The sequence below is a fragment of the Egibacteraceae bacterium genome (assembly GCA_035540635.1).
Lineage (GTDB): Bacteria > Actinomycetota > Nitriliruptoria > Euzebyales > Egibacteraceae > DATLGH01.
The window spans coordinates 1-5,526 of the sequence record DATLGH010000010.1; the positions used below are offsets into that span (position 1 = coordinate 1).

The following is a 5,526-nucleotide window of genomic DNA, read 5'->3' on the forward strand; positions in this document are numbered from 1 at the left end:
CGACCTGGTGATCTCCGCCGAGCGCATCCGGGCGCTGCAGGCGCACTTCGACGAGGTCCTGTCCGACCTCGAGACCGAGGTGCTGCGCCTCTACGTCGACGGCAAGAGCTACCAGGAGATCGCCGAGCGGCTCCAGCGCCACGTCAAGTCGATCGACAACGCGCTGCAGCGCATCAAGCGCAAGCTCGACTGCTACCTGCAGGAGCGGCGCCTGGAGGAGGCGGTCTGACCGTCGAGCCGGGGGTCCCGCCGACCCGACCGGAGCTGCGCGGCACCCACGGGATGGTCGCGTCGACGCACTGGCTCGCGGCCGGGACCGGCATGGCGATGCTCGAGCACGGCGGCAACGCCTTCGACGCGGCGGTGGCCGCCGGGTTCGTCCTCCAGGTCGTCGAGCCGCACCTCAACGGCCCCGGTGGGGAGGTGCCGATCCTCGCCAGCTCCGCCGACGGTGACGTCGTCGTCGTCAACGGCCAGGGACCGACGCCGGCGGCGGCCACGGTCGCGCGCTTCACCGGGCTGGGCCTCGAACTCATCCCCGGCACGGGTCTGCTGCCTGCCTGCGTGCCCGGCGCGTTCGACGCGTGGATGCGTCTGCTCGCCGAGCTCGGCACGCTGCCCCTGCGCGAGGTGCTCACGCCGGCGATCGGCTATGCCGCCGGCGGCTACCCGGTCGCGACGGGCCTTGCGGCCGCGATCCGCCAGGTCGCGCCGCTGTTCCGTGAGCACTGGCCGACCTCCGCGGCCGTCTACCTCGCCGGTGGCCCGCCGGAGGCGGGCGCGCGCTTCCGCAACCCTGACCTCGCCGCGACCTACGCCCGGGTGCTCGCCGAGGCCGAGGCGGCCACCGCCGACCGCGACGGGCAGATCGCCGCCGCCCGGGACGCCTTCTACCGCGGCTTCGTCGCCGAGGCGATCGACGCCTTCTCTTCCGGCGGCGAGGTCGCCGACGCGACCGGCCGGCGGCACCGCGGGCTGCTCACCGGTGAGGACCTCGCACGCCACGACACGCCCCTCGAGGCGCCGGTGCGCCGGGGTTACCGCGGCTACACCGTCTGCAAGACGCAGAGCTGGGGGCAGGGGCCGGTCTTCTGCCAGCAGCTCGCCCTGCTCGAGGGGTTCGACCTGCCCGCGATGGCACACCTGTCGACCGACTTCGTCCACACGGTCGTGGAGTCGGCGAAGCTCGCCTTCGCCGACCGTGAGGCGTGGTACGGCGACCCGGCGTTCGCCGACGTGCCCCTCGACACGCTGCTCGGCGACGCGTATGCGGCGCAGCGGCGGGCACTGGTCGGCGCGACGGCGTCGGCCGAGCTGCGGCCCGGCGCCCCCGACGGCCGCCCGCCGCGGATGCCTCCCGCGGTTCGTGCGGTGCCGCCCGGGGTCGGTGCCGGGGACCCGAGCCTCCAGGGCGACACCTGCCACGTCTCCGCCGGCGACCGGTGGGGCAACCTCGTGGCCGCCACACCGAGCGGCGGGTGGCTGCAGAGCTCGCCGGTTGTGCCGGGCCTCGGCTTCAGCCTCGGGACCCGCGCGCAGATGATGTGGCTGACCGAGGGCCTTGCGAACACGCTCGCCCCGGGCAAGCGCCCGCGCACGACGCTGTCCCCCTCCCTCGCCTTGCGCGACGGGGAGGCCTACCTCGCCTTCGGCACCCCCGGCGGCGACCAGCAGGACCAGTGGTCGCTCGTGTTCTTCCTCGCCCACGTCGACGCGGGCCTCGACCTGCAGGCCGCGATCGACGCGCCGGCGTTCCACACGACCGCCTTCCCCAGCTCGTTCTACCCCCGGACCGCCGAGCCACGCGGGCTCGTCGTCGAGGGCCGCATCGGCTCGGGTGTCGTCGCCGACCTGCGCCGCCGCGGCCACGCGGTCACCGTCGCCGGGGACTGGTCCCTCGGCCGGCTGTCGGCGGTCGGCCGGGAACCCGGCCGCCTGCTGAAGGCGGCGGCCGACCCACGGGGCACCCAGGGCTACGCCGTCGGCCGCTGACGCTGCCTGCGGCGCTGGGCGGGCGGGCTCGAAGGCGTCGGGGTGGACGAGATGGGCGAGGGCCTCGCGCCGGCCGTCGGCCCCGTCGGAGCGGGGCTGCAGCCCGCCGATGCGGTGAGGCCGGTATGACCGCCGGCCACCGTCCGAGCATGCTCATCAGGGGCGCTCGGACGGCGTCGCGGGCAGGCCCATGGCCCGCAACGTCTCACCGAACGCGCCCAGCGCGCCGCCGGCGGCTTCGTGGAGCGGCAGCGTGCGGACCGCCTCGGGCAGGTTGCCCTCCAGCCACAGGGTCGCGAACCCATGCACGATCGACCATGCCCCGGTGGCGGCGAGCAGCGTCTGCGGGTCGCCCTCGTCGCGGTCGCTGTGCAGGGCGCGCACCGCGTCGACGAGCACGGCGAACGCCCCGCCGCAGATCTCTCGGAAGCCCGGGCGGTCCTCGTCGAGCAGCTCCGGGCGGAACATCACCGCGAAGTGGCCGGGCTGCTCGACCGCGAAGCGGATGTAGGCGAGCCCCATCGCGGCCAGCGTGGGGTCGCCGACCGCCTCGGCCTCCGCTCCCGCGCGCAGCAGGCGCTCCCGCAGTGCGGCGAAGCCCTGGGCGGCGTAGGCGGTGAGCAGCCCCGCCTTGTCCCCGAAGTGGTGCGCCGGCGCGGCGTGGCTCACGCCCGCCCGGCGGGCCGCCTCACGCAACGTCACCGCGTTGATGTCGCCTTCCCGCACGATCTCGTCCACCGCCTCGAGCAGTGCGGCGGGCAGATCCCCGTGGTGGTAGGTGCGGGTGCGCATCGACCGCATGTTGACACCGACGACACGGGCCGTCAATCTAAACGCCGTCAAGATAACGGGCCCGCGGCACGGAGACGGTTCGGTCGAGCCCGATGGGGCGCCAGACGGCTCGACGCGCTGCGGGCGGCGGCCGCCGCCAACAGGCGCGGCAAATCCGCCGGCTGCGTTGACGGGTGCCCTAGGCTGCTCGTAGGGCTGAACGAGGGAGCTCGCGGGATGGGTAGGCGTGTGGTCCGGCTCACGGCTTCGTGCAACGCCGTCGTGCTCGCGCTCGGCCTCGCCGTTCTCCTCAACGGCTTCGCCGCCGGGCCCGATGTCGCGTTCGACGGTCCCGCGCAGCCGGCGGCGGCCCCGCTGACCGAGGGACCTCCCCGACTGCTCGACACCGGGGAGGACCGGCCCCCCGTCGATCCCGGGGCGCGCCTCGTCGAGCTGCCCGCTCACGAGCTTGACTACCTCCCCCCGGTGCTGCGCACCGGAGTGCTCGCCGGTGACGCGCAGCGCGACGGCGGCTGCGTGTGGATCGAGATGGACGGACAGCCGCAGGCGGTCCGCTGGGTGGGCGGCTTCCGCGCGGGGTTCGTCGACGACGGCACCGGTGGACAGACCTTCGAGCTGGTCGACCGCTCCGGAGGGGTGGTCGCCCGCGAGGGGGAGGAGGTCCACTTCACCGGTGCGCGCAGCGGCGGACCGGAGCGGCTCGAGCGCTGCCACGTCGGGGCGGACCACGTATGGTACGTCGACGGGGTCAGCGCGCGGGCTCCCATCCTGCACTGACGCGCGACAGGGGATCCGGCGCGCGCGCGGGGCTCGTCAGACGCCGACGGCCTCGAGCAGGTCCCGGCAGGCGTCGGCGCACCGGTTGCAGGCCTCGGCGCACAGGCGGCAGTGCTCATGGCGGTCGGCGTGGCGCTCGCACTCCGAGGCGCAGGCCACGCACGCCGCGACGCAGGCGGCGAGCTGGGTGCGGACGACCTCGGCGTCCGCCGCCGTGGCGCGGCTCAGCACCCGTACGGTCGTGAAGCAGATGTCGGCGCAGTTGAGGTCGCTGTGCGCGCAGGACACCACCGGGTCGTCCTCGGTCAGGCACCCGGTCGCGCAGGCGCTGCATGCCTGCGCGCAGACGAGGGCGGCGTCGATCGCCGCCGCGAGGTGCCCGGCGTCGAACGCCGGCATCGGCATGGCGTCGATCATCTCGCGGGCGTAGCTCATCGGGTCCTCTTTCGCCGCCGGGGGTGTCGTCGGCGTACCCTGGCCGCCGCGGCGGGAACCGTGCCCGGCGGGACAGCCACCGCAGGGGAGTGACCGATGAGTGCCCGCGGCCACCGCCGTCAGTACGGGTGGAGCAGCTGACGAGCGCTCGGCGCCCGCCAGCCGTTGTGGTACACCGCCCGGCATCGAGGGCTGACGCGAGAGGCAAGCGGATGAGTGGAGTGCGTGTGCTGGTCGGTACGCGAAAGGGCGCTTTCGTGCTGACCGCCGGGGGCCGGCGCGATGAATGGGACCTTGCCGGCCCCCACTTCGGCGGATGGGAGATCTACCACGTGGCGGGGTCGCCGGCGGACCCCGACCGGCTGTACGCGTCGCAGTCGTCGGGCTGGTTCGGTCAGGTCGTCCAGCGCTCGGACGACGGTGGGCGGTCGTGGCAGCCGGTCGGCAACGAGTTCCGGTACGAGGGCGTGCCCGGCACGCACCAGTGGTACGACGGCACCCCGCACCCCTGGGAGTTCGCCCGCGTCTGGCACCTCGAGCCCTCCCTGACGGACCCCGACGTGGTCTACGCGGGCGTCGAGGACGCCGCCCTCTTCCGCTCCGTCGACGGGGGGGCGACCTGGCACGAGCTGCCGGGCCTTCGTGGACACGGATCAGGAGCGGCGTGGCAGCCGGGGGCCGGCGGCCTGTGCCTGCACACCATCGAGCTGCATCCGACCGATCCCGAGCGGATGGTCGTGGCCATCTCCGCCGCCGGCGTCTTTCGCACCGGCGACGGGGGCACGTCCTGGCAGGCGGCGAACCACGGCCTCGTGTCCGAGGGCATCCCCGACCCCGACGCGGAGGTCGGCCACTGCGTCCACAAGCTCGCCGCCCACCCGTCCCGTCCCGACGTGCTGTTCATGCAGAAGCACTGGGACGTCATGCGCAGCGACGACGGTGGAGGGTCGTGGCACGAGATCAGCGACAACCTGCCGACCGACTTCGGTTTCACGATCGGCGTCCACGCCCACGAGCCCGACACCGTCTACGTGGTCCCGATAAAGAGCGACTCCGAGCACTATCCGCCCGACGGCAGGTTGCGGGTCTTTCGCAGCCGCACCGGCGGGGGCGCGTGGGAACCGCTTACGCGCGGCCTGCCGCAGCACGGGTGCTTCGTGAACGTGCTGCGCGACGCGATGGCGGTCGACGCCCTCGACCCGTGCGGCGTCTACTTCGGCACGACCGGGGGCCAGGTGTACGTGTCGGCCGACGCCGGGGACAGCTGGACCGCGATCGTGAGGGACCTGCCCCCGGTCCTCTCGGTGGAGGTGCAGACGCTGCCATGATCCGTGTCCTGCTCCCGGTGCACCTGCGCACCCTCGCGCGGGTCGCTGCGGAGGTCCGTCTGGACGTCCCGGAGCCGGTGACACAACGCGCCGTCCTTGACGCGCTCGAGTCCCGCTACCCGGTGCTGCGCGGGACCGTCCGCGACCACGCCGGCCAGCGCCGGCGCCCGTTCGTCCGGTTCTTCGCCGGGGAGTGTGACGT

7 protein-coding genes are annotated in these 5,526 nt (G+C 74.2%); 5 read left to right on the forward strand and 2 right to left on the reverse strand.

Annotated features, from left to right (window positions below; translation table 11 throughout):
• The coding region (locus VM324_02005) for a sigma factor-like helix-turn-helix DNA-binding protein (GenBank protein HVL98048.1) at positions 1-229 on the forward strand (229 nt) is incomplete at its 5' end.
• Between the two features lie 53 nt (positions 230-282).
• Positions 283-1,992 carry a gamma-glutamyltransferase family protein gene (locus VM324_02010; GenBank protein ID HVL98049.1) on the forward strand — a complete coding sequence of 570 codons (1,710 nt, stop codon included), beginning with the start codon at positions 283-285 and terminating at the stop codon, positions 1,990-1,992.
• 156 nt (positions 1,993-2,148) lie between these two features.
• On the opposite strand, the gene VM324_02015 is transcribed toward VM324_02010, so the two are convergent.
• Positions 2,149-2,820, reverse strand: a complete 672-nt coding sequence (locus tag VM324_02015; protein HVL98050.1) for a TetR/AcrR family transcriptional regulator — start codon at positions 2,818-2,820, stop codon at positions 2,149-2,151.
• Positions 2,821-3,000: 180 nt separating this feature from the next.
• Here VM324_02015 and VM324_02020 point away from each other — a divergent pair, with 180 nt between their 5' ends.
• Complete coding sequence (locus VM324_02020) at positions 3,001-3,561, forward strand: hypothetical protein (protein HVL98051.1); 561 nt, start codon at positions 3,001-3,003, stop codon at positions 3,559-3,561.
• Between the two features lie 36 nt (positions 3,562-3,597).
• Here VM324_02020 and VM324_02025 read toward each other — a convergent pair whose 3' ends face one another.
• Positions 3,598-3,996, reverse strand: a complete 399-nt coding sequence (locus VM324_02025) for a four-helix bundle copper-binding protein (GenBank protein ID HVL98052.1) — start codon at positions 3,994-3,996, stop codon at positions 3,598-3,600.
• Between the two features lie 257 nt (positions 3,997-4,253).
• On the opposite strand from VM324_02025, the gene VM324_02030 reads away from it, so the two are divergent.
• Both VM324_02030 and VM324_02035 read left to right on the forward strand, forming a co-directional pair.
• Positions 4,254-5,324, forward strand: coding sequence for a hypothetical protein (locus tag VM324_02030; protein ID HVL98053.1), 1,071 nt, complete (start codon positions 4,254-4,256; stop codon positions 5,322-5,324).
• Positions 5,321-5,526 (forward strand): hypothetical protein (locus VM324_02035; protein ID HVL98054.1); only part of this gene is annotated, 206 nt, incomplete at its 3' end. The genes VM324_02030 and VM324_02035, both read left to right, overlap by 4 nt.